Origin of the sequence: Pseudomonas sp. 67(2021) (assembly GCF_017491835.1) — a bacterium.
GTDB lineage: Bacteria > Pseudomonadota > Gammaproteobacteria > Pseudomonadales > Pseudomonadaceae > Aquipseudomonas > Aquipseudomonas atacamensis.
The window spans coordinates 1-429 of record NZ_JAFGYL010000102.1; the positions used below are offsets into that span (position 1 = coordinate 1).

Consider the following 429-nt stretch of genomic DNA (forward strand, 5'->3'; position numbering starts at 1 on the left):
TCTCAGAAGTTTGGGTGTCTTGATGTGTCATCATTTGCAAAATCGTAGTTGGTGTGATAAAGGGTGGTTGTGATAAAATTCGGCTATTATAAGTGAAAACCCCAAAAAGTGAAAACCTCAAAAAGTGAACACAACCAATGGATAATCCCTAATCGCCATGTTATTTCTTGAAAAAACATCACCGCCGCCATTTTGGCAGCCACAGCTAACTGATAAACAGCGTCTGATGTATGACAAAGCCTTTATCGGCAATCGCTCGCAGGCATATTATCTCAAGCGTTTTGCCCAGTTTGATAAGGCAGGGCGATTGACGCCTAAGTGGCATTGGGCAGGGTTTTTGATGACGTTTCCTTGGCTGTTATACCGTAAGCGATTCTTAGATAGCATCGTCTATTCGGTGGCGGGATGGTCATTTATTCAGCTAAATGT

The 429-nt window shown here is 42.7% G+C and carries 1 protein-coding gene; it reads left to right on the plus strand.

All coding sequences use genetic code 11. From position 1 onward, the window contains the following. Positions 1-157: 157 nt before the first annotated feature. Positions 158-429, plus strand: a 272-nt coding sequence (locus tag J5M66_RS26720; protein WP_207817556.1) for a DUF2628 domain-containing protein, incomplete at its 3' end; no start/stop codon positions are given.